At 62.9% G+C, this 21954-nt stretch carries 20 protein-coding genes; 4 read left to right on the top strand and 16 right to left on the bottom strand.

The genetic code is table 11. The features are described 5' to 3' along the window. Positions 1–55: 55 nt before the first annotated feature. Positions 56–1384 carry an L-lysine 6-transaminase gene (gene lat / locus ABWI03_RS14260; protein ID WP_298778266.1) on the top strand — a complete coding sequence of 443 codons (1329 nt, stop codon included), beginning with the start codon at positions 56–58 and terminating at the stop codon, positions 1382–1384. On the opposite strand, the gene ABWI03_RS14255 is transcribed toward lat, so the two are convergent. The 6 genes from ABWI03_RS14255 to uraD all read right to left on the bottom strand — a co-directional run bounded on the left by ABWI03_RS14255 (position 1381) and on the right by uraD (position 8099). Next, positions 1381–4092 (bottom strand): molybdopterin-dependent oxidoreductase, encoded by a 2712-nt coding sequence (locus ABWI03_RS14255; protein ID WP_298778263.1) that lies wholly within the window; start codon positions 4090–4092, stop codon positions 1381–1383. The two genes, lat and ABWI03_RS14255, sit on opposite strands and share 4 nt — an antisense overlap. After that, a complete protein-coding gene (locus tag ABWI03_RS14250) occupies positions 4089–4898 on the bottom strand; it encodes an FAD binding domain-containing protein (RefSeq protein ID WP_298778260.1) in 810 nt (269 codons plus the stop codon). The genes ABWI03_RS14255 and ABWI03_RS14250 overlap by 4 nt, the downstream gene beginning before the upstream one ends. 7 nt (positions 4899–4905) lie before the next feature. Further along, entirely contained in the window at positions 4906–6219 is a 1314-nt protein-coding gene (locus ABWI03_RS14245; RefSeq protein WP_298778763.1) for an 8-oxoguanine deaminase, read from the bottom strand. A gap of 53 nt (positions 6220–6272) precedes the next feature. Then, a complete protein-coding gene (pucL, locus tag ABWI03_RS14240; protein ID WP_172436498.1) occupies positions 6273–7190 on the bottom strand; it encodes a factor-independent urate hydroxylase in 918 nt (305 codons plus the stop codon). A gap of 64 nt (positions 7191–7254) precedes the next feature. Further along, a complete protein-coding gene (gene uraH / locus ABWI03_RS14235; RefSeq protein WP_095969052.1) occupies positions 7255–7584 on the bottom strand; it encodes a hydroxyisourate hydrolase in 330 nt (109 codons plus the stop codon). Continuing rightward, the gene (uraD, locus tag ABWI03_RS14230) at positions 7581–8099 is read right to left on the bottom strand and encodes a 2-oxo-4-hydroxy-4-carboxy-5-ureidoimidazoline decarboxylase (protein ID WP_124566431.1); all 519 of its coding nucleotides are present in this window, start codon (positions 8097–8099) and stop codon (positions 7581–7583) included. The genes uraH and uraD overlap by 4 nt, the downstream gene beginning before the upstream one ends. A gap of 144 nt (positions 8100–8243) precedes the next feature. Here uraD and ABWI03_RS14225 point away from each other — a divergent pair, with 144 nt between their 5' ends. Further along, positions 8244–9044 carry a tyrosine-protein phosphatase gene (locus ABWI03_RS14225; protein WP_298778255.1) on the top strand — a complete coding sequence of 267 codons (801 nt, stop codon included), beginning with the start codon at positions 8244–8246 and terminating at the stop codon, positions 9042–9044. Here ABWI03_RS14225 and ABWI03_RS14220 read toward each other — a convergent pair whose 3' ends face one another. From ABWI03_RS14220 to ABWI03_RS14180, 9 genes are all read right to left on the bottom strand, one after another. Then, entirely contained in the window at positions 9045–9407 is a 363-nt protein-coding gene (locus ABWI03_RS14220) for a VanZ family protein (RefSeq protein ID WP_298778252.1), read from the bottom strand. It lies immediately after the preceding gene. After that, on the bottom strand, positions 9404–9754 hold the full coding sequence (locus tag ABWI03_RS14215) for a hypothetical protein (protein WP_166809782.1): 351 nt from the start codon (positions 9752–9754) through the stop codon (positions 9404–9406). The genes ABWI03_RS14220 and ABWI03_RS14215 overlap by 4 nt, the downstream gene beginning before the upstream one ends. Continuing rightward, positions 9754–10179 (bottom strand): DUF1707 SHOCT-like domain-containing protein, encoded by a 426-nt coding sequence (locus ABWI03_RS14210; protein WP_003940708.1) that lies wholly within the window; start codon positions 10177–10179, stop codon positions 9754–9756. Before ABWI03_RS14210 ends, ABWI03_RS14215 begins: the two co-directional genes overlap by 1 nt. Before the next feature lie 76 nt (positions 10180–10255). Further along, on the bottom strand, positions 10256–12052 hold the full coding sequence (locus ABWI03_RS14205) for an acetyl/propionyl/methylcrotonyl-CoA carboxylase subunit alpha (protein WP_095969056.1): 1797 nt from the start codon (positions 12050–12052) through the stop codon (positions 10256–10258). A 138-nt stretch (positions 12053–12190) separates the two neighbouring features. After that, positions 12191–13591 carry a condensation domain-containing protein gene (locus ABWI03_RS14200; RefSeq protein ID WP_124566429.1) on the bottom strand — a complete coding sequence of 467 codons (1401 nt, stop codon included), beginning with the start codon at positions 13589–13591 and terminating at the stop codon, positions 12191–12193. 5 nt (positions 13592–13596) lie between these two features. Next, complete coding sequence (locus ABWI03_RS14195; protein WP_095969058.1) at positions 13597–14013, bottom strand: SufE family protein; 417 nt, start codon at positions 14011–14013, stop codon at positions 13597–13599. Further along, on the bottom strand, positions 14010–14915 hold the full coding sequence (locus ABWI03_RS14190; RefSeq protein WP_124566428.1) for a sulfurtransferase: 906 nt from the start codon (positions 14913–14915) through the stop codon (positions 14010–14012). Before ABWI03_RS14190 ends, ABWI03_RS14195 begins: the two co-directional genes overlap by 4 nt. Before the next feature lie 118 nt (positions 14916–15033). Then, positions 15034–16497, bottom strand: a complete 1464-nt coding sequence (locus ABWI03_RS14185; protein WP_095969060.1) for a condensation domain-containing protein — start codon at positions 16495–16497, stop codon at positions 15034–15036. Further along, positions 16497–17990, bottom strand: coding sequence for a condensation domain-containing protein (locus ABWI03_RS14180; protein ID WP_298778241.1), 1494 nt, complete (start codon positions 17988–17990; stop codon positions 16497–16499). The genes ABWI03_RS14185 and ABWI03_RS14180 overlap by 1 nt, the downstream gene beginning before the upstream one ends. A 151-nt stretch (positions 17991–18141) precedes the next feature. On the opposite strand from ABWI03_RS14180, the gene ABWI03_RS14175 reads away from it, so the two are divergent. Beyond that, complete coding sequence (locus ABWI03_RS14175; RefSeq protein WP_298778239.1) at positions 18142–19839, top strand: MFS transporter; 1698 nt, start codon at positions 18142–18144, stop codon at positions 19837–19839. A gap of 62 nt (positions 19840–19901) precedes the next feature. Continuing rightward, entirely contained in the window at positions 19902–21200 is a 1299-nt protein-coding gene (locus ABWI03_RS14170) for an HNH endonuclease signature motif containing protein (protein WP_298778236.1), read from the top strand. Between the two features lie 104 nt (positions 21201–21304). On the opposite strand, the gene ABWI03_RS14165 is transcribed toward ABWI03_RS14170, so the two are convergent. Then, positions 21305–21946, bottom strand: a complete 642-nt coding sequence (locus tag ABWI03_RS14165; protein WP_124566423.1) for a Maf family protein — start codon at positions 21944–21946, stop codon at positions 21305–21307. Positions 21947–21954: the final 8 nt, after the last annotated feature.

Here is a 21954-nt window from a genome sequence, read left to right as displayed (position 1 = left end):
ATAACTTTTACGGTGTTCTATCGACACTCTCGTAAAATTGACATAACCTTCGCGTATGAGTACTGCGATGCGAGACTTCGGTGACAGTGCGCTCTTTCCGGTCTACGAGGTGTTGAAAGCCAGCATGCTCGTCGACGGATTCGATCTGATTCTCGACGTCGAAAGGTCACGAGGTTCCTATCTTCGCGACCTGCGAGACGGAACCGAGTATCTGGACATGTTCGGTTTCTTCGGCTCGTCTGCCCTCGGGATGAATCACCCGGCGATCACCGGCGACGAGGAATTTCAGCAGGAGTTGGCTGTTGTCGCCTCCAACAAGCCGAGTAACTCCGACATTTACACCGAACCCATGGCGCGGTTCGTTGCGGCTTTCGCTCGTGTCCTGGGGGATTCGGCGCTTCCACACTTGTTCTTCGTGGACGGCGGCGCACTTGCGGTGGAAAATGCGCTCAAGGTTGCTTTCGACTGGAAGAGTCGGTTGAACGAAAGCCGTGGATTGTCACGCGATCTGGGGACGAAGGTCCTGCATTTGACCGAGGCCTTCCACGGTCGTAGCGGATACACGATGTCGCTCACCAACACCGAACCGGGCAAGGTCGCGAGATTCCCCAAGTTCGACTGGCCCCGCATCGACTCGCCGTACCTGGCAGACGGCCGCGATGTCGAAGCAGCGGAGAGGCGAACTCTCGATCAAGCGCGCCGAGCGTTTGCCGACAACCCCGACGATATAGCCTGTTTCATCGCCGAACCGATCCAAGGCGAAGGCGGTGACCATCACCTCAGGCCGGAATTCCTGCAGGCGATGCAAGAGCTGTGTCGTGAGAATGACGCCCTCTTCATTCTCGACGAGGTGCAAACGGGATGCGGGATCACCGGAACCGCTTGGGCCTACCAGCAATTGGGATTGCACCCGGATGTGGTGGCCTTCGGCAAGAAAACGCAGGTGTGCGGCATCATGGCCGGTGGCCGCGTGGATGAAGTGCACGACAATGTGTTTCACGTCAGTTCCCGGATCAATTCGACGTGGGGCGGCAACCTCACCGACATGGTGCGCGCCCGGCGGATACTCGAAGTCGTCGAACAGGACCGACTGATCGACCGCGCGCGATTCACGGGCGCGCATCTCCTTACCCGGTTGACCGAAGTGTGCGGGCGCTACGCGACGGCGACCGAGCCTCGGGGTCGTGGCTTGATGTGCGCGATCACGTTGGCGGACAGTGACCTTCGTGATCGCGTCGTCCAGCGACTGCGGGAAGACGAGCATGTGATGATTCTGCCGACGGGTAAGCAAGGAATTCGGTTCCGGCCCGCACTGACGGTGACGACCAGTGAACTGGACGACGCGGTCGACGCCGTCGAGCGCGTACTCGAACGCGAAGCCTAGGCCCCCGCCTGGAGTTCGCCCCACACCCGGTCCGGTGTCATCGGCGTGGAGTACATCCGAACTCCACAAGCATTCGCGATTGCGTTTGCCAACGCCGGTGCCACCGGATTGAAGGGCGCCTCGCTCATCGATTTCGCGCCGAAAGGGCCGAGCTTGTCGTACGTGTCGGCAAACAGTACCTCGGTGATCGGCAGATCCCCGATCTGGGGAACGTGGTAATTGCGCAGCTGCGGATTGACCACCCTACCTTCCTCGATGACTATCTCCTCCGACAGCGCAGCACCGAGCGCTTGTCCCACACCGCCTTCCACCTGCCCGCGGAGTTGTGCCGGGTTCATGACGGTGCCGGCATCGGCGGCCTGAACCGACTGCAGGATCTTCACCCGGCCGGTATCCGTGTCGACGGCAACGCGAAAACCGTGAACGTTGAACGAGACCGAGCGCGGTGTTCCGTCGTGGCGACCGTCAGCGGCGAGCGGGCCACCTTCGAGTAGCGTCGCGAAATCGAGGCAACCGTGGGACGTTTCGACCCCGTCCGGCGAAAGATCGTCGATCTGCGCGGCGCGGCCACTCAATCGCGCCGCACGGGTCAGTATCCGCTCGCGAAGGCGCTCGCAGGCGATCAGGAGCGCCTTTCCGGCGACCACCGTTCCTGTCGACCCGAATGCTCCGGTGTCGTATCCGCCGGCATCGGTGTCGGATTGAACAATAGAGATGCGATCGACTGTCGTCCGCAATTCGGTGGCCGCGATCTGTTGGTGAATCGTGGTGGTTCCGTTTCCGAATTCCGCAGTACCGATAGTCACGACGTACCGACCGTCGGCCTCGAGTGCGACGGTGGTGTCGGAGAAGTGACCACGCGGCGGGATCGTCGCGATCATGGCAATTGCCATGCCTCGACCGATCTGCCAACGCGACCCTGCTGGTGCAGCCTCGCCGCGTCCGCTCGACAGTGCACTGTCGACGAGGTCGATGCACTGGTCCAGTCCGTAGCTGCCGAATTCGAGATCACCGTCCTCGACGTGCCAGTCGACAAAATCGTCTCCGGGTACGACGACGTTGCGGCGCCGAAACTCGAAGGGGTCCATGCCGAGACGATCCGCGAGCTGATCCATGGCCGACTCGACCGCGAAGATGATCTGACCGAGACCGTAGCCACGGAAGGCGCCGGACGGAACGTTGTTCGTGTAGACAGCCTCGGCGTCGACGCGTTTGGTCGCAGCGCGATAGACCGCCATGGATTCGGCGCAACCGTGGAACATGACTCCGATCGAATGGTTCCCGTACGCCCCCGCGTCGGAAAGGACGTCGATGGCCAGCGCAGTGAGAGTGCCGTCGGCATCGGCGCCGGCACGGACCGATACCCGCATCGGGTGCCGCGACGGTGCGATGGTGAACTGATCGCTTCGGCTGAACTCGTAAGCAACGGGCCTACCGGTTCGCAGGACGGCCAGTGCGACCAGATCTTCGGTGAGTAGTTCCTGCTTTCCGCCGAAGCCTCCACCTACCCGCTTGGCGAACACCCTGATTCGGCTGCGATCGAGATCGAAGATGTGCGCCAATTCGTCCCGAACCAGAAACGGCACCTGTGTGCTGCTCCTGATGACGAGGCGGTCGTCCTCGTCGAGCCACCCCACAGCGCCGTGAGTTTCCAAGGCTACGTGCTGGACTCGCGCAGTTTTCCACGTACCTTCGACGACTGCAGTCGCATCCGCGAGCGCACGGTCCAGGTCGCCGACGCCGTCGTGAAGCGCGGCAACCACGTTTCGGGGTGCCTCGGCGATCCGTGAGCTCTCGTCTTTGTCGCCGTGCAGGAGCGGAGCGCCGGGGGAACGTGCCAGATCTGGTTCGAACACCGCATCGAGTACCTCGTAGTCGACTTCGATCAGTGAGAGTGCACGTTCTGCCTGCGTCGGAGTTTCGGCGACGACCGCGGCGACCCGCTGGCCGTGGAAACGGAGGGTGCTGTCGAACACCCGCGTGTCGTCCGGGTCGTCGTTGCGGTCCTCGTGTCGGGCAGTCGAGAACAGCACGTCCGGACTGTCCTGAAAGGTGAGGACCGCGGCGACGCCCGGCGCCGCTTCGGCTGCTGCCGTGTCTATCCGGGTTATGTGTGCGTGTGCGTGCGGACTGCCGAGTACTGCGACGTGAAGCAGGTCGATCGGCCTCTCACCCGGGGAGAAGTCCATGGTGTACTGCTCGGTCCCCGTGACGATGCGTGCGGACGCGGGGGCTGCGATCGAACGCCCTTGGGCCCCGCCTATTTTGGCAGTCTCGGTATTGGATGTACCCGCGAGGGCGTCACGAATGGACCGATAGCCGGTGCAGCGGCACAGGTTACCTTTCATCGAGCACGCGAGATCGGATTTTTGTTCTACCGACAGCGCTGATGTGGTGACCACCATTCCTGCGGTGCAGAAACCACATTGGAATCCACCCGCGTCCACGAATGCCTGTTGAACGGGGTGAAGTTTCTCCGGCGTACCGAGGCCGGCGGCGGTGACGACGTCGTGGCCGCCGATGCGATGGGCGGGGAAGATGCACGAATGGGTGGGGTGACCGTCGACCAGCACCGAGCAGGCGCCGCAGTCTCCGGCATCGCACCCCTTCTTGACGGAGTTCGTTCCGTGCTCGCGGAGGAAGGTTCGCAGGCACTGTCCCGGGCGGGGTCGGTCGTCGCGGGGAACTCCGTCCACCGAGTACTTCATTCCAGTTCACCTCGGATTTCTTCGGCGAGAAGCTCGGTCATCGCCTTCCGCCATGGCGCAGTTCCATGGACATCGGTGAAGTAGGCGTCTTCCGGAATCCTGCTGCGCAATGCATCCGCAAGTGCAGCGGTGTCGGGGAGTTCGTCGAATTTCAGTGCGTACGGACGGCGGGTCGCGGCGGTGATCGCCAGGGTGAAACCGTCGGCGCCGCAGCGTCCGGCCACGGCCACGGCAGATCGTCCGAGTGACGTCTGTGCCAGCTTGCGCATCGCGGTACGCGCAGTGAGTGCATGCACGGGAATTCGGACGCAGCGGATGATCTCGCCGGGGCCGAGCACGTTGCGAGAATCGTCGATGACGAAATCGACTACGGGGACCGAGTATTCGGTACCGTCCGGTCGCCAGATCGTCAATTCGGCATCGAGTGCGGTGCACAGAGTCGTCATTGCTCCGGCCGGGAAGGAGAGCGCGATGTTGCCGCCGACAGTCGCGTATCGCAACACCTTCCACGATGCGAGCAGTGCGTCAGCGCAGTGTTGGAACAGCGCTGCGGCGGACCAAGATGTGGGAAGCTCGGCGCGGCACAGTTCCTCGATGGTGCAGGTGGCCGCGATTTCGATCCCGTGATCGCTGACCTCGACTGCCCTCCAGTCGAGGCCGGACAAGTCGACGAGCGTGGTCAGGTGCGGCTGCGGTTCCGAATACAGCCAGGTGCCGCCGCCGATGAACCCGATGCCGGGTGACGCACAGGGTAGTTCGGCCCGGGTCCGCGGCACCAGAACTTCGTCGACGCTGTGCAGGTCCATCGCGGCCTCAAGCCTTTCCGAGTAGGTCGCGGTGTGCGCGTGCGACATCCGAGGCCACGACGTCCTCGTCGACGGTGGTGACTCGTCCGTCGGCAACTACGATTCGCCCGTTGACAAGCAGTAACTTCAGCGGGGGAGTCGAGCCGAGTACGAGCGCTGCCACCGGATCGGTGATGCCGGCATGCGCGACGGTGTCGAGTTTCCACACCGCCAGGTCGGCGAGTTTTCCGACCTCGATCGATCCGATCTCGCTGTCACGGCCCAGAACTCGTGCGCCGCCGATCGTTCCCAATTCCAAGGCTTTTCGCACCGTCATCGTCTGCGGTCCGCCCTTGGCCCGAGCAAACAGAAGCGCATGACGAGACTCCTCGATCAGACTGCATGCTTCGTTGCTCGCGGCGCCGTCCACGCCGAGCCCCACGGTGACCCCGCCGTTCACCAGATCGGCGGCACGGGCGATACCGGCTCCCAGGCGGGCATTGGAGGTCGGGCAGTGCGCCGCCGCAGTTCCGGTTCGCGCCATCGTCTCGATACCGGCGTCGTCGAGATGGACTGCGTGGGCGTACCAGACGTCCGGGCCCACCCAGCCGACGCGTTCCATGTATTCGACCGGCGTGCAACCGAAAAGCTCTCGGCAGAAGCGCTCCTCGTCCAGGGTCTCGGCCAGATGCGTGTGCATACGCACGCCGTTTTCACGGGCCAGAGTCGCGGACTCTCGGAGCAATGACTCCGTCACGGAGAAGGGTGAGCAGGGAGCTACCGCGATCTGCAACATCGACCCGGTATTCGGGTCGTGCCAGCGGTCGATCACCGACTGTGTGCCGGTCAGGATGTCGTCGAGTTTTTCCACTACGTGATCCGGCGGCAGGCCGCCGGAACTCTGACCGAGGTCCATCGACCCACGACACGGGTGGAATCTAAGGCCGACCTGCGCAGCCGCGGTGATCTCGGCCTCGAAAACATCACCGGCGTCGCGGGGGACGACGTAGTGGTGGTCGGTGGTGGTCGTACATCCGGTTTTTGCCAACCAGGTGAGGCCGCCGGTGGCCGCCACGTGGACGGCGTCGGCGTCGATACCCGCCCAGACGGGGTACAGCGTGGTCAGCCACTCGAAGAGCGTCGAGTCTGCTGCCAGGCCACGGGTGATCCATTGGTAGAGATGATGATGTGTGTTCACCAGTCCGGGTGTGATCAGGCAACCGCTGCCGTCGATTACATGCGCATTCGGGTACGCGGGGGCCTTTCCGCTCCCCACGTCGACAATCTTGTTGCCGGAAATCACGACGTAGCCGTCGGAGTACTCGGAGCGGTCGCCGTCCATCGTGACCACATGGGCATTGGCGATGACGAGTGTTGTCCCGAGCGCTGATTCGGTCACGACAACCAGCCGGCATAGGTGGTCCACGATGGTCCCGCGTCAGGCGCGTCGGATCGGCTGACCGCGGCTTGGATAAGGCCGTACGGACGATCGGCGGCGTGGAACACCTCGTTGTCGTTCTCGACTCCGAAGCGGCCGAGTGCATATTCGAAATGATGTTTGTTGGGTGCGGACAGTCGAACCTCGGCAATGATCGGAAACTCTTCGAGAATTGCCTTGCCGATGTGGAAGAGCGTCTGCTGCAGGGCAAGTGAATGTACCTGCGCGAATTGTTTGACGATTTGTGCCTTGATGCCCACGTAGACCGATTCCCAGTCGACGTCGGTGGTGACGAATCGCCACTGGGCGACCAACGTCGTCGCCATGACGCGGTCGTCGGTCGGCTCGAGGATCGTGTACGGATCTTCGAGGAAACCCGAGAACTCACTACCGGTCGATTTGAGGATCACCAGGTCCTTCAAGCCGCCGATCACCCACGTCCCGGCATCGGCCGTCCCGGCGTCGGAGATGGTGATCGACGCCGTCCGAACTTCTTGACCCTTCCGAATCCAGGTGTAGTCGTGCTCGCTGCCGTCGACAATCGCACGCTCCCAGGCGTATTCTTCGATCTCGATCCGCGCGCCACTGACCGGTTCGATGTCATCGACGAAATGACGGGCGAGTTCGAGTCCGTACGTCTCGATCGAGATCAGGCCTTTTTCCTTGGCGTAGGAGTAGGCCGTTTGTTTCTGCGTGTCGGTCGGCAGAACCTTCGACTGATCACCGGTGAGGTACGCATCGGCGAAATCTCCACGCAGGCAAGTGGAGACGTTGATGTCGTGAATCTCGTGACGGGGGGTGTCTCGGTAGATTCGGACTACTCGATTTTCTGCTTTGCCGTACTGGTGACCCGAGAGTTCGATCGATCCGCTCAACCGTTCGGCGCTTGTATTGCCGGTCGTGATGTTGCCGGTTGTGATGTTTTCGGTAGTCACGTGTTCAGCTCCCGCGATAGGTGGAATAAGCAAAGGGCGACAGCAACAGTGGGACGTGATAGCCCCGTGCCGTGTCGTCCACCCGGAAGGTCACTGTCACTTCCGGGTAGAAGTTCTCTTGTCCGGTGGTCTCGAAATACGTTCCGGTGTCGAAAGTCAGGGTGTAGTGGCCGGCAGTCAGACCGCCGGGAGCAAGTTCGGGGATACGGCCGTCGGAGTCGGTCTCCGCAGTGGTGAGGGTGGCGCCGTCTCGATCACGAAGTTCGACGCGAATCCCCGCCGCGGGGTTGCCCGTCGTAGCGTCGAGAACGTGCGTGCTGAGGGTCTTGCTCATGCTGCGCCTCCGGCGAGTGAATCGATCAGACGGGCGAGTCTGATCCGATTGATGGCGGCCAGTTCGGTTCGAAGCACGGAACGCTCGGTCGCAGGGTCGTTTCGGAGACGGCCTCGAAGGATGTCGAGGAGCTCCGTCCCAGATTTCCCCGACGCGCAGACCAGGTAAACATGGCCGAATGTGTCCTCGTACTCGGCGTTCTTCTGTCGAAGTTCCGCGAGTACGTCTTCTGTCGCGGACGAGACTCCCGACTGTTCCCTGGCCGAGGCCGCGCTCTCTGTTCGCTCTCCGATTCGCGGGTGGCCGGACAGTGCGTCGTCGATCTCGGACTCGGGAAGCTCGGCCAGCACCGCATCTGCTTTGTCGAGCAGTGCCTCCAGATCGGCGAACGGGCGAGACGAGGCGATTTCCTGTGCCCACACGGCGGAATGGCAACACTCGAGCAGCGCCGCGACTGCCTGGTGGTCTCCGAGCGCATCGAAGGCTCTGAGACCACTGGAATTCGTTGTAGGCATGTCCACAGGATTACTTGAGCATGTTACGGATCTGTAGCGCAGCAATTACGGGAGATGATGCGTCGCAAACTTTCTTTCGCCGGCCCTGTCCGGCTTTGGTCCGGCTCTTGTCCGGCACGGTCGAACGCCCGATACATTCTAGGTATGACCGATACTCCGAAGTTGTCTTCCGTCGTACCGTCGCTGGCGAACCTCCGAGACATCGGTGGCCCCGAATCGAGCTTCGGAGGCACCGTCCGCACCGGGAGCGTGTTTCGTTCCACTGATCTGGCATCGCTCAGCGCGGACGGCGCACAGACCCTCGCCGATCTGGGCATCGTCACGATCTACGATCTGCGCACCGAATCCGAACGGGAAACGGCACCGGACGTGACGCCGGACGGTATCCGCGAACTCGGCCTGGATGTCCTGGCGGACAAGCAGTATCGCGCCATTCCGGCTCAGATGCAGCAGATGATCGCCGACCCTGCGTTTGCTGCCGAAGCGTTGGGCAGCGGCCAGGCGCTCGAGTACTTTCAGGGAAGTTACCGCGATTTCGTGACCTTGCCGAGTGCGGTCGCGTCGTACCGGCAACTGTTCGTCGACTTGGCGCAGCCGGCCAGCTCGCCGGCACTCGTTCACTGCACCACGGGCAAGGACCGCACGGGCTGGGCCGCAGCCGCGCTGCTGCTGTTCCTGGGGGCTTCCGAGGACGCGGTCTTCGCGGACTACCTCGAAACCAACAAGGTTCTGTTGCCGATGTTCGCGCCGCTCCTCGAGCGTTTCGAGGCCAAGGGTATCGACCCGACCCTGCTCGAAGGTGTCCTCGGTGTCAGGCGCGAGTACCTGGAGGCGTCGATGGCAGAGCTCGCACAGGTTCACGGATCCATCGAGGCCTACTTCACCGACGGCTTGAAGATCGACGCGTCGACTCAGGAACAACTGCGGAGCAACCTGCTCAGCTGATCAGAACCTGCTCGGCTGGTCGTTGCGGGCGTTTCGATGCCGCGTCACGAGGCTGACGATACCGATCCCGACGGCAATGCCGAGCAGATCGGCGCTGCCGTCCCAGATCGAACCCGAACGCGAAATGGGCAGCGCTGCTTGAAGAACCTCGGATGTCGCGGCAAAGATCACCAACCACACCGCCGTGAGCCACACCGGGATCCGGGCGTGCAACGAGGTGATCGCCAATACCGCGAACATCAACGTGTGGGTGATCTTGTCGGTGTTCTCCGGGCTGGACGGCACGGTGGAGCCAGGAGAGAAGAGCATGATCAGAGCGACGACCACGGCTATCGCCAGCGGCCAGTACCGGTTGTTCTTCAATTCGTCTGCCCCTCGACCACTACGAGCCCGAGTGCACCTTCGGCGAACCTCGTCACGGCGTCGGCAGCTGTCGTGAGTGCCTCGTTGTGCCCGTCGCGGGCCCAGCCGGTGAGCAGGGCGGTGGAGTCGAGAGGCGTCAGAACGACCTCGGCGAGAAGCTCACCGGTGTTGGGTTGGCACACTGCCCAGGAGTAGACGCTGTTCTCGTGCCACTGAGCGCTCCGCTGACTCACGTAATCGGGGTCGGTGATACCGCCGTCGGCCAGAGCGGGGCGGTCGTCCACACGCTCGTCTGCGCGCAGTGCCCGCAGATACCAGCCGCCTGCGTTGATCTCGATCGGCTCCATCAGTCGGAGTCCCGTTCGCGGCGGCGCTTGGCCTTGCGTTCCCGGTCGGTACCGAACAGCAGCGCACCGGCCAGGGGAATCGCGAGGAACCACAACCACGTACCGGTGACGAAGAACAGGATCACCGCGAGAATCGGGACGACAGCCATGACACGACCGGACCAGTCGGGGTTGAAGCCGCGCTCCGCCGGTGCGTCGGGAGGCGTCACCATCGACAGGGGAGCGGTGCCGGGGGCTTGATAGTTGCCCGGCAGATCGGCGAACACCGGAACGAGTTCACTGCGAGTTGTTGCGGCACTGACGATTCCGCTTCTCTCGTCGAACTCCGTGACGGTGAGGCGGCCTGCGGCGAAATGCTCGCTCAGAAGATCGAGTGCCTGCTCGCGTTCTGCAGTGCCGATGCGAATGTCGGGGACGTCAGCCATCGTTACAGCCTACTCAAACGACTGTGCGCCTTTCCGGTAGTGGGGACTACCGGAAAGGCGCACGGGGCCGGAGGCCCTACTTGAGTTCTGCGAGAACCGTTCCCTGCGTGATTGCTGCACCCGGCTCGACGGACAGTCCGGTGACGACACCGGCCTTGTGCGCGTTGACGGGGTTTTCCATCTTCATGGCTTCGAGAACGGCGATCAGATCGCCCTCCGCGACTTCCTGGCCTTCGGTCACTGCGACCTTGACGACGGTGCCCTGCATCGGAGCGGTGACAGCGTCACCCGATGCTGCTCCGCCGCCGGCGCCGCCGCGCTTGCGGGCCTTCGGCTTCTTGCGGATCGCACCGGAGGCAGCGCCGCCGCCGTTGCCGAGCGAGAACTGGCCCGGGAGGGAAACCTCGACGCGACGTCCACCGACCTCGACGACGACGTTCTGACGCGGCAGAGCCTCGTCCTCGTCGTCTACGGGAGCACCGGCGCCTGCGTACGGCTCGATGGGGTTGACCCAGTCGGTTTCGATCCACTTGGTGTAGATGTCGAACTTCTCGCCGTCACCGACGAATGCCGGGTTCTCGACGATGTGGCGGTGGAACGGGAGGACGGTCGCGAGGCCGTCGATCTCGAACTCGGCCAGGGCGCGCGATGCCCGCTGGAGGGCTTCTTCGCGGGTGGCACCGGTGACGATGAGCTTGGCGAGCATGGAGTCGAACTGTCCGCCGATGACGTCGCCGGCGACGACACCGGAATCGACGCGAACGCCGGGGCCCGTGGGCTCACGGTAGACGGAGACCGGGCCGGGGGCAGGCATGAAGCCGCGGCCGGCGTCTTCACCGTTGATGCGGAACTCGAAGGAGTGTCCACGCGGGGTGGGATCTTCCTTGATGGAGAGTTCTTCGCCGTTGGCGATGAGGAACTGCTGACGCACGAGGTCGATGCCCGCGGTCTCTTCCGTGACGGGGTGCTCGACCTGCAGGCGCGTGTTGACCTCGAGGAAGGAGATGGTGTCGCCCTGAACCAGGTACTCGACCGTTCCGGCGCCGTAGTAGCCGGCTTCCTTGCAGATGGCCTTCGCGGACGCGTGGATGCGTGCGCGCTGGTCGTCGGTCAGGAAGGGAGCGGGAGCCTCTTCGACGAGCTTCTGGAAGCGACGCTGCAGTGAGCAGTCGCGGGTACCGGCGACGACGACATTGCCGTGCTGGTCGGCGATGACCTGAGCCTCGACGTGGCGGGCCTTGTCCAGGTACTGCTCGACGAAGCATTCGCCGCGACCGAAGGCTGCGATGGCCTCACGGGTGGCCGACTCGAACAGTTCGGGGATTTCCTCGATGGTCTGGGCGACCTTCATGCCGCGACCACCGCCACCGAAGGCAGCCTTGATCGCGACCGGTACGCCGTATTCCTTGGCGAATGCGACGACCTCGTCGGCGCCCTTGACGGGGTCCTTGGTGCCGGCCGCCATCGGTGCCTTCGCGCGTTCCGCGATGTGGCGTGCGGTGACCTTGTCTCCGAGGTCGCGGATGGACTGCGGTGACGGACCGATCCAGATCAGACCTGCGTCGATGACGGCCTGGGCGAAGTCGGCGTTCTCGGAGAGGAAGCCGTATCCGGGGTGGATGGCGTCGGCGCCGGACTTCTTGGCTGCGTCGAGGATCTTGTCGAACACGAGGTAGGACTCGGCGGACGTCTGTCCGCCGAGGGCAAATGCCTCGTCTGCGAGCTTCACGAACTGCGCTTCTGCATCGGGCTCGGCGTAAACGGCAACGCTGCCGTAGCCGGCATCCTTGGCCGCCCGGATGACCCGTACCGCGATTTCACCGCGGTTCGCGACAAGCACCTTCGTAATGTGCGCGCTGGCATGACTGGGCACTGAGCCTCCTGTGGTTCGCATAGTCTGTCTCCGCGGTGTATTCCTCTGGGATTTCACCATCGGGGGATTGGCATCACTTCGGAGTGTATGCATCGCTTCGACGCTGGTTGTAACCGGATCGCTAAAGCTCACTCCGGCTTAGGAAACGGTTTCGAAAACTACCGATGAGTAGCTGTCGGAGGTGTGCTTGTCCGGTTCGGTGACGATGTCGTCGATGGTCCGGCGCAGTGCGGCCACGTAGGCGTGGACTGCGGCGTTCGCCGTTTCGTTGCCTGGATACCTGACTGCGAGATTGAGGCCGTGGGGTGTGCGGTTGATCCAGATGTAGACGTCGTGCGTGTACGCCTTGCTTCGGAGTGCTCGCGCGTTCCACTCAGGCCACTGAGCGGCCTCGGGTACAAAGCGAACGTCCATGTAGGACACCACGAATCGCGGTCGGATCGGAGTTCCGAGGTGCTCGCCGATCCGGTCGAACGGAACCGCGGCGGCAGGCTTGACCGCAGCGATCGACTCGGCGGCGCGGGACGCGAGGTCGCCGAACGAACAGTCCGATCCCACCGCGAACTCGACCGGGCACAGGCCGACGAACCAACCGAGCGCCCCCGCCCACTCCTGAGCGCTGCGGGTGTGGACCGGCGTCACGACCTCGAATCGATCGGCCGCCGCGACCTCGCGACCCACAGCCGCAAGACCACCGAGAAGTCCGGCGAAATACCCGACTCCGGCGGCTGCGCACGTCGAACTGAAGGCCTTTGACTGGTCGGCGTCGAGCAGCCAGGTCGACAGGCCGTTCTGAGAATCGGTTCCACGTTCACCGATCGGTAGCGGGAACTGGGGTAACCCGTCCGTACCGAGAGCCTTACGCCAGATCTCGACCGCAGCCTTCTCGGCTTCCATGTCGGCCATCTGCTCGCGTTCGACGGCACCGAAATCGACGTAGCTGCCCACCGGAAACAGATTTGCAGCACTACCGGTCGAAGCCTCGCGGTACAGCGCACCGATCTCGTGGGCGACCAGGACGATCGAGAAACCGTCGATGATCGAGTGATCCGCCGCGAAGAACACGGTGAACGGACCGTCGCCACCGCGTGGCGTCAACGTCGCGAAGACGTACGACGGCCAACTGTGCGGGGAGGCGTAGTCGTCGAACAAGCGGTGAAGGTGGTCGAAGTTGTCCTGGCTGGACGCGTCGTAGCCGTGGCTGACGACGCCGATGTCGATCCCGCCGATCGGGACGGTATGCCGGGTGATCTCGCCGCTCGACGGCTCGAGGACGGTATGCGAGCGCAGAACTTCGTGGCGATCGATCCACCGGCCGAGAGCGACTCGGAACGCATCGACGTCGAGTGGGCCGGAAATCTCGAAAGCTGTTCCCAGCCAAGACTTGTCGCCTGCGCCTGCAGCGGAACGGCTGAGATGTGCCTCGTGAATGTAGGAGACGGGCCGCGGATCCGGAACCCAGGGCCCGGTTGCGCACGGCAACCATTCGACGAGTGCGCCGGCCGGAATCGCATAGTCGGCCAGTTCGGTGAACTCCATGTTTTTCAGCCCCGCAAGTGCCGCTTGATGCGCGCGAGCATGGCCGACATTCCGCGCAGACGGAGCGGGCTCACAGCTTCTGCGAGACCGAGCGCCGAATAGAAGTCGTCGGGTACACCGAGGATCTCGTCGGCGCTGTGACCGTCGAGCCCCTGCGCGAGGATCGATGCGAAGCCGCGCGTGGTGGGAGCCTCGGGGGGAGCGCTGAAGTACAGGCGGACGTTGTCGCGGTCCGAATCGTCGACCGAGAGGAACAGTGGCGACTGACATTCGGGGACCGGCTCCATCGCGCTCTGCTCGAGCTCCGCCGGCAACGGCGGTAGTTCTCGGCTGAACTCGAGAAGAAGGGTGAGCTTGTCCGAGGCGCCCACGGCTGCGAAGTCGTCGACGATCTCGGCCAGAGCCGAAGGAAGAGCGTTCATGACGCCGATACGGAGGAAGGAACTGCGCCGGGCTCTTCGCCCTGGACGATCGGGACGCGCACTGCATTGCCCCACTCGGTCCAGGAACCGTCGTAGTTACGAACGTTCGGGTAGCCGAGAAGATGGGTCAACACGAACCAGGTGTGGCTGGAACGCTCGCCTATGCGGCAGTACGCGACGATGTTGTCCTCGGCCGACAGATCGCCGTAGATCTCGCCGAGTTCGGTGCGGGTGCGGAAGCGGCTGTCCGGTGCCGCTGCCTTCGCCCACGGGATGCTGAGAGCGCTGGGAATGTGTCCACCGCGCAACGCGCCCTCTTCGGGGTAGTCGGGCATGTGGGTTCGCTCGCCGGTGTACTCCTGCGGAGATCGAACGTCGATGAGCGGTCCGTCGCCCAAGTGTGCGAGAACGTCGTCCTTGAATGCGCGGATGGGAGCGTCGTTGCGCTCGACGACCGGGTAATCGGTTGACGTGATGTCGGGAACGTCGAAAGCGGTGTCGCGGTTCTCGGCGATCCATGCGTCGCGGCCACCGTCGAGAAGACGGACGTCCTCGTGGCCGAAGAGAGTGAAGACCCACAGTGCGTAGGCGGCCCACCAGTTGCTCTTGTCGCCGTAGATGACGACGGTGTCGTCGCGGCTGATGCCCTTGCGGTTCATCAACTCTGCGAACTTCGCACCGTCGATGTAATCGCGGGTGACCGGATCGTTGAGGTCGAGATGCCAGTCGATCTTCACTGCGCCGGGAATGTGGCCGACGTCGTACAACAACACGTCTTCATCGGATTCGACGACCTTGAGGCCCGGCGTACCGAGATTCGCCGAGAGCCATTCCGTCGAGACCAACCGGTCGGGATGCGCGAACTCGGCAAACGCGGTTGAGGGATCGGGGGCAACGGGCACGGGCGTACTCCTGAAGACGAATCGTTCGGTTCGAACACGGACTTGATCGATTCTATGCGCTGCGCGCAAGGGGAGACGCCCGGAAGCAGGTTCTGCCTGCTCGTACCCGTTGCCGACACTAAATCCTCGGTGTTCCTGCTCCGACGCTCGAATCTCTCAATTGTTCGGTGACACTTCCGATCGGGGTTACACCCCGGGCGCAGACCTCTCTCAGAATCCGGTCGAGTTCGGTGAGGAAATTCACCATGGTTTCGTTCGCCGTCTCGGTGTCCGGGAAGCGCGACCGCAGCGAGAGACCACGGTTCGTTCGCGAAATCCAGAACTGGGCATCGTCGGCGACCGTCACGTTGCTGATGTGATGAGCGTTGAGGAGATCGTGATCGTCGGTGCCGGGCAGTTTGCGGTAATCGATGTACGACACCATGAAGACGTCGGTGCGCGTGCGTCGAATCTTGTCGCCCAAAGCATCTCGAACCTGAGCCATGGTGACGCCCTCGAGCGTCAACGCAACTCGGAACGACGCGTGCGTATGTGCAAGGGATGCACCGAAATCCGCGTCGGGAGTGATCCGGACCGTGATCGGCGCGCTGGTGGTGAGCCAGCCGATCGCGTCGGCCCAACGGGGATCTTTGCGGATGTGCAGCGGGAATTGCAGGGGAAGCGTCGCCTGTCCGGTGTACGAGTGGACGGAAAGACCCATCGCAGTGAGGATTCCGGTGAACACGCTACCGCCGGCGGACAGGCAGATCTCGTCGAACGTCGCCGTCAGCTCCTCGTCGAGCAGCACGCGCACATCGGCGCCCTGCGGCGCTGGCTTTCCGCCCTCGACGCCGAGATCCAAGGGGAAACTCGGTGAAGTACCACCGCAAATCTCGTAGAACCTTGCCCACTCCCGGATTCGAGGGTCGTTGTCGACGGGAAGTAGAGCGTCGGCCTCCAGTTCGCAGTACCGCACGAAACTTCCCGGGTCACCCAGTCGGCTCATCACTGCGTCGACCGCCGAGTGGTCGGTCAGGTCGGGTAGGGCGATCAGTCCCTCGTAGATCTGTCGCAGTTCCCCGAGTGCGATGACCAACGAGTACCCGTCGACCAGTGTGTGATCGAAGGCGCTCAGGACTGTGTAGTGCTCTTCGCGTTCGACCGTGGCAAATGTGTAGGCAGGGAAGGTCAGTGGATCGCAGACCGTCGTGAATCGCTTCTTGAGGTGCGCTCGCAGATTCTCGGTGGAATCGAACTTCAGCGGTTCCGAAGTCTCGATATGTGTGCCGTCGGGGTCGAGACCCATTCGGGTGGTGGTGAACTCGCCGACCTCGAACCCTGTGTGCAGCGTGTCATGGCGACTGATGAACAGGCGCAACGCGAGATCGAGTGCCGGCCGATTCAGTTCGCCCGGAAGATCGAATGCCGCTGCCATCCATACGCTCCGGCCCATGCCGTGTGTTCGCGCAGTTTCGAGATGAAAATGCTGGTTGTACGACGGTGGTACCTCGGACTCGGTGACGGCACCGTCTGCAGGCTGGAGCGACCATTCGGTGACGATTCCCGGCTCGAGTCCGTATCGATCGATCGAGGTGACATGCATCAGGACGCTCCCTCTGGTGCCGAGAACGAGTAGTCGCCCTGAGCTGCAACAGTTTTGATGATGGTGGATACATGCTCGGCGAAGCGGGTGGCAGATTCGTGCGCCGTGGGGGTGTCAGGGTGTGACACGGCGATCCAGGTACCGGTGTGCATCCGGTTGATCCACATCGATGCGATCTGAGTCTCTTTGCCGCCGACGATTCCCGTTGCCTTCGTCTCGACGTAACTGTATGGATCGGGCATGCGTCGGCCGTCGATGTACGAGACGATCGGCGGCGGGGTGAGCGTCTTCGACAGGCCGCCGGGAGCGGAAGAATTCTCGTCCGACATGCTGGAGAGAACGAGGTCGATGACTTGCTGAACGGAAACGTCCAACAGCGCTTTGCCGTCGTGGTAACCCTGCTGCCCGACTTTCGCCAACTCGGTGAAACGTCGCTTGTCGTCGACGTCTATTCCCACGGGGATCAGGTTGATGTACCAACCCTGCGCAAACGAGTCGGCCTCGGTTCGCGTGCTGACCGGCGAGAGAGCGATGTACTTGTCGCGCCCGGCCAGTTCGAATTCCGCGATCGCGAGTGCCGTGAAGATCCCGCCGATGAAGTTGGCCCCGTTGGCTTTACAGATCGCACCGAACTTTTCGCATTCGACGTCGTCGGCCAAATCGAAGCGTGAACCGATTGCCGGTTTGGGGGCGTCCTCGGCGCCCAGCGGGAGGGGAAATCCGGGGAACGAGCCGCCGCTGCGCATGAGGTAACCGAGCCACTTGTGAACTTCGGGTGACTGCATCGTCAGCTCGGTTGTCCGCTCGCGCTCGATACGGCCGAACTGCGCGTAACTTCCCGCCGGGCCTAGTTCGGGATGTGACCCGGTCGTTTCCGCTGCGTAGAGCTGACGCAATTCCGCGTACATCAGCACCATCGAGTTCATGTCCGAATGAGCGTGGTCGACGGCATGGAACAGGGTGAAACAGGGCGCGGTTTCCGTGTCGGTGTCGTGCTCGACGGCACCGAAGACGAATGCCGGCCACTGCAGCGCGCTGGTTTCCGTGGCGAACTTGGTTGCGACGAGCGCACGGATCGCCTCGGATTCGGAGACGTCGTCGCCGACGCGGTACTCGAGTTCGATGCTCTCGACCGGAACGACGTGTCGACGGACCTCGAACGAGGTGTCCGCAGCGTCAGTGGTCGCCTCGTCGAACGAGAACCAACTGTGGAGTGTGTCGTGGCGACGGACGTAGCGCTGCAGGGCCCTGGTCATGGCGTCGCGGTCGAGAGTTCCGGCGAAATCGAAGGCGATGCCGATCCATGGAGACTGCGGATCGCCCTTCTCTGCGGTGACGCGGGCGCGTCGCAAGTGGCGATCCTGCATCGTGGTCGGGGGTAGTTCTCGGTCGATCTCGGCTTCGGCGGCTCTCTGAGCGGAAGCATGCGTGACGCCCCATTCGATTACCCGTCCAGGAAGCGGGTGCCAATGGGTGATCAGGTTCAGATCCATCGAGTAAGAACTCCTGCGTGTGTCGTCGAGAAGCCTGCTCTGAAAATGGGCAGACGACGAACTATCCCATCTGGGGGACTGAATTGTCCGAAATACTCCAATCTAAACAAGAACAGGTTCTAGAAGCGTCCTGTTCGATTAGGATCATTCGGTGCTTCCGGACCCTTTAGGTGACGCTGTCGGCGCCGACCACAAGGGCGGACGGCGAGCTGGTTCTCTGACGCCTTGGCTCGGGTTGGCGACGAGTCTGGCAGCGGCATTCATGCAGCTTCTCGATGCGACCATCGTCAACGTCGCGCTCCCGAGTATCGCCGTCGATCTTCGAGCCGGCGTCTCGGCGCAGTTGCTCATGGTCAGCGTGTACATCCTGGCTTTTGCCTGTTCGTTGATCACTGCGGCCCGGCTGGGGGACCTGTTCGGTCGCAGAGTCGTGTTTCTGACGGCACTGTCCGTGTTCGTCGCCGCCTCGTTGCTGTGCGGGCTCGCTCAGAGCGCGACGATGCTGATCGTCTTCCGCGGTCTGCAAGGTCTGGCGGCCGGTTCGATGTCCGCGCAGACCTTTGCCATAATCTCCGGTCTGTTTCCGAAGGCGAGGCATCCGCGGGTATTCGGGATTTACGGCGCGACGATAGGGCTGGCAACGGTCAGCGGGCCTCTGGTGGGCGGACTGCTGATCGAGTGGAATCTCTTCGACTGGGGCTGGCGCCTGATCTTCTTCGTCAACATCCCGATCGGCGTCGCCGCCTTGATTCTCGGGTATTTCCATCTCGTCGATGCTCGCGCTGAGCATGTGCGCTCACTGGACCTCATCGGCGCCGCGCTGTCGTCGTTGGCACTGTTTCTGCTGATCCTTCCCCTGGCTGAGGGAAGGGCGCGTGGATGGCCTACAGGTCTTGTCGTAATGCTCACGATGTCGGTGCCGGTGGCATTGGCGTTCGTGCTCTACGAATCGCGGCTGGGGAAACGCGGCGGTGATCCCGTCCTTCGGCTCGAACTCTTCCGCGACCGAGCGTTTGCGATCGGCGCGGTTCTTGCGTTCGTGTTCTTCGGAACCCTGACGTCCCTGATCTTCACCATCAGTCTCACGCTTCAGTTCGGCTTCGGGTTCTCCGCATTGCGAGCGGGCGTCATGACGCTGCCGTGGGCCGTCGGAATGGGCGTGGCGGCGGTTCTCTCGTCGGCGGTGTACCGCATGCTCGGAAACCGCGTCCTGATCCTGGGGATGGTCGTCTTTGCCGGCTCGCTGATCGCGTTGTCGGTCATCCTCGAGCACGAAGGAACCGATCCGCGCTGGCTCGCGCTCGCCGGCCCGCTGCTTCTCGGAGGCGCAGGGCTCGGACTGTTCGTGGCACCGCTGCAAACCGCGATCCTCGCGACGGTCGAACCCGCGCACGCGGGTTCGGTGTCGGGTCTGCTTCCGACCGTTCAGCAGGTTGGCAGCTCCATCGGACTGGCCTTGATCGGAGTGGTGTTCTTCTCGCTCGTCGCTGGGCAAGCTCCGCAAGCAGTGCACGGGGAGCGGCCCGAGTATGTTGCGAATCTTGAAGCCGCCGGGGTGAGTCCTGGTCTCGTCGATATCGCCGAAAAGGCATTTGTCGATTGCGCGACAAGCCAATTGGCGTCCGGAACGCCGATGGAAGTGGCGCCGGAGTGTCGCCGCGAAGGAACTGCCGGCCCCGGGGGGCAATCCGTTCAGGTGGCAGTTGATGCCGCGTACGCATCTACTCGGGCGGCGGCCGGCGAAGCATTTCTCGAAGCTCAGCGCCGTGTACTCGCGATCATCGCAGCAATTGCGCTCGGTATCGGATTGGCGTCGACTGCCCTACCTCGGGTCAATTCGCCAGTCTGAGAATTGCTCTTGACTCGAACGGGTGTTCGAGTACCCTGTGTTTCAGGGGATCGGGGGATTCAATGAGTGTTCTGTTGTCGGATGTGGTGTCGGGTTCTGCGGTGGGGTTGCGCGGACGCCTGTGGCAGTTGACGGCTGCGGAGCTACGTGAGGCTGCCGTGTCCGCGAGCGCGGAGATTCTCCGCCTCGAGGCCATTCGGGTGGCAGTGGTCGACGAGTTGTCGTTGCGTCCGGATGATCAGGTGATCGACAGTCGCGGCGTGGGTTCCTGGTTGGCGGCGAACACGATGCTGCAGGTTCGGGACGGGAAGAAGATCGCCGCGTTGGGTGCGGCGCTGCGGCCGTTTCCCGCGGTGGCGGCTCGGTTCGATTGCGGGGATTGCTCGTTCGAGCACGCTGTTTTGATCGTGGTGTTTTGTGAGTCGCCGCCGAAGGGGATGCCGGACGAAGCGCTACCGAAGTGCATCGATTTGTTGTTGGCTGCCGCTTCCGGTGTGGAGGCCACGACCACGAAGGTCCGATATGTGATCGCGACGTTGGAGCGCGTTTTCGAATCCGATGAGATTCCGCCCGCCGAAGACGTCGACCGCAACGAACTCCGGATCGCGTCGACGTTGAATGGTCGGGTGGTGGTGCGTGGGGATTTCGATGCCCTCACCGGCGAAATGTTGCTGTCGGCGTTGTCGAATCTGACGATGCCCACCCCGGCACCGGACGGAACCCCGGATGCCCGGTCGGCGGCGACGCGGACCGCGGACGGGTTCACCGAACTGATCCGCCGGTATCTGGATTGCGCGAAGACCGGTGTGGATGGTGGGCAGCGTCCGCACGTGAACGTACACATCAACGCCCGGGATCTCGCCGAGCACCGGGACTGCGCCACGACACCCACTGATGGTGGTGGGTCTGTGTCGGATCTCGATGTAGGCCACATGCCCTGGCTCGGACCACTGTCGGTATCGCAGACCAGACTTCTCGGGTGCGACTGCTTCCTCTCGACCGTCTTGCTCGACGATCACGGAGCGCCGCTCGATGCGAAACCCGGAAAAAGGTTGGTCACCGCCGAACAACGCGTCGCGCTGATCGCGAGAGACAAAGGCTGCGCGTTCCCCGGCTGCACATGCGTGCCCGCCTGGACCGATGCGCACCACATCCGGCACTGGGCCAACGGCGGGCCGACCGTGATGAACAACCTTGTCTTGCTGTGCCGTTCACATCACCGGCTGATGCACCGCAAATCCGGGTTCGTCGGCAAATGGGAGATCCGGATCGGGGTCGACAACAAACCGTGGTTCATCCCGCCGCCCTCGATCGACCCGCAGCGGCACCCGCGGCCGGCGAACACCACCTTCAAAACCTGAGAAGAGCTTCTCGGGGACAACATGAAACGACCAGCTTCGCATCGAATTGGACCCGATGCGAGGCTGGTCGTCGTGCTTGGCGAACTCGTGCTTGGGAAATCGTGTCAGAAGATACTCTGAGTACGCCAGAGATCCGAGACGGAAACTCCCACACGCTCGAGAAGCGTTCGCACCAAAGGTAATCCGATACCGATGACACTCGAGGGATCACCCTCGATCCTCTCCACGAACCAGCCGCCGAGACTGTCGAGCGTGAATGCTCCGGCGACTTGGAGAGGTTCGCCCGTTGCCAGGTATGCCTCGAGATCGTCGGTGGACGGTTGCGCGAAATGAACGACTGTTGCGCTGTGATCCGAGGCCATGCGAACGATGCGGCCGTCGGCGACGCGCAGGACACAGTGCCCGGTCAAGAGGGTGGCGCTGCGTCCGGCCATTGCGGCCCATCGCTTTCGGGCGATATCGACGCTGCCCGGCTTACCTTGAAGTTGCCCGTCGATCAGGAGCATCGAATCGCACCCGACTACGACTACGTCGGTGAGATTGTCGGCGGCAAGACCGGGAACGATCTCGGCGGCCTTGGCCTCCGCCAGCACCGTCACGACTTTTTCGGGAGCGGCGTCGGGGCCGAGGTTGTCGGCAATCTTGTCCTCGTCGACACCGGAGACACGTACAAGCGGCGAAACCCCGGCCGCCCGCAGAACTGCGAGGCGAGCCGGGGACGCTGAAGCCAGAACCAGTTGAGTCACGTCAGCAG

Source organism: Rhodococcus baikonurensis (assembly GCF_040489275.1).
GTDB lineage: Bacteria > Actinomycetota > Actinomycetes > Mycobacteriales > Mycobacteriaceae > Rhodococcus_F > Rhodococcus_F baikonurensis.
The sequence above is the reverse complement of the archived record's forward strand: the minus strand, read 5'-3'. Positions and strand labels throughout refer to the sequence as shown.

Bases quoted from the DNA above. Each gene is read 5' to 3' on its own strand.
- lat (WP_298778266.1), top strand. From the start codon at position 56: ATGAGTACTGCGATGCGAGACTTCGGTGACAGTGCGCTCTTTCCGGTC.
- ABWI03_RS14255 (WP_298778263.1), bottom strand. From the start codon at position 4,092: ATGAAGTACTCGGTGGACGGAGTTCCCCGCGACGACCGACCCCGCCCG.
- ABWI03_RS14250 (WP_298778260.1), bottom strand. From the start codon at position 4,898: ATGGACCTGCACAGCGTCGACGAAGTTCTGGTGCCGCGGACCCGGGCC.
- ABWI03_RS14245 (WP_298778763.1), bottom strand. From the start codon at position 6,219: ATGGACGGCGACCGCTCCGAGTACTCCGACGGCTACGTCGTGATTTCC.
- uraH (WP_095969052.1), bottom strand. From the start codon at position 7,584: ATGAGCAAGACCCTCAGCACGCACGTTCTCGACGCTACGACGGGCAAC.
- uraD (WP_124566431.1), bottom strand. From the start codon at position 8,099: ATGCCTACAACGAATTCCAGTGGTCTCAGAGCCTTCGATGCGCTCGGA.
- ABWI03_RS14225 (WP_298778255.1), top strand. From the start codon at position 8,244: ATGACCGATACTCCGAAGTTGTCTTCCGTCGTACCGTCGCTGGCGAAC.
- ABWI03_RS14215 (WP_166809782.1), bottom strand. From the start codon at position 9,754: ATGGAGCCGATCGAGATCAACGCAGGCGGCTGGTATCTGCGGGCACTG.
- ABWI03_RS14210 (WP_003940708.1), bottom strand. From the start codon at position 10,179: ATGGCTGACGTCCCCGACATTCGCATCGGCACTGCAGAACGCGAGCAG.
- ABWI03_RS14200 (WP_124566429.1), bottom strand. From the start codon at position 13,591: ATGGAGTTCACCGAACTGGCCGACTATGCGATTCCGGCCGGCGCACTC.
- ABWI03_RS14195 (WP_095969058.1), bottom strand. From the start codon at position 14,013: ATGAACGCTCTTCCTTCGGCTCTGGCCGAGATCGTCGACGACTTCGCA.
- ABWI03_RS14185 (WP_095969060.1), bottom strand. From the start codon at position 16,497: ATGCATGTCACCTCGATCGATCGATACGGACTCGAGCCGGGAATCGTC.
- ABWI03_RS14180 (WP_298778241.1), bottom strand. From the start codon at position 17,990: ATGGATCTGAACCTGATCACCCATTGGCACCCGCTTCCTGGACGGGTA.
- ABWI03_RS14170 (WP_298778236.1), top strand. From the start codon at position 19,902: ATGAGTGTTCTGTTGTCGGATGTGGTGTCGGGTTCTGCGGTGGGGTTG.